Consider the following 252-nt stretch of genomic DNA (forward strand, 5'->3'; position numbering starts at 1 on the left):
TTTTTCGTCGTTCCTCGCGGATCGACGGCGGCGAAGTGCGTGCCTTCGCGTTCGCACTTGTACTCCACCATCCGCAGGAACGTTCCCCACGCCGCCCCCGCTCGGTTCCGACTGTTGGACGGCAGTTGCTCCGTTTATCGCAAGACGGCTCCCGTATTGAATCACTTACATAACAAATTCTCCTGTCTGAGTCGCTGAACTGCCGAATTTCTAGATACAGACTTTGCAGAAGCACCCAAACCAGACTATCCA

General features: G+C 54.8%; 1 pseudogene. It reads right to left on the reverse strand.

From position 1 onward, the window contains the following. Positions 1 to 128 (reverse strand): annotated as a pseudogene (locus O2S87_RS19330) (zinc ribbon domain-containing protein); the annotation flags it as partial. Positions 129 to 252 lie beyond the last annotated feature (124 nt).

The sequence above is a fragment of the Halohasta sp. A2 genome, assembly GCF_056175805.1.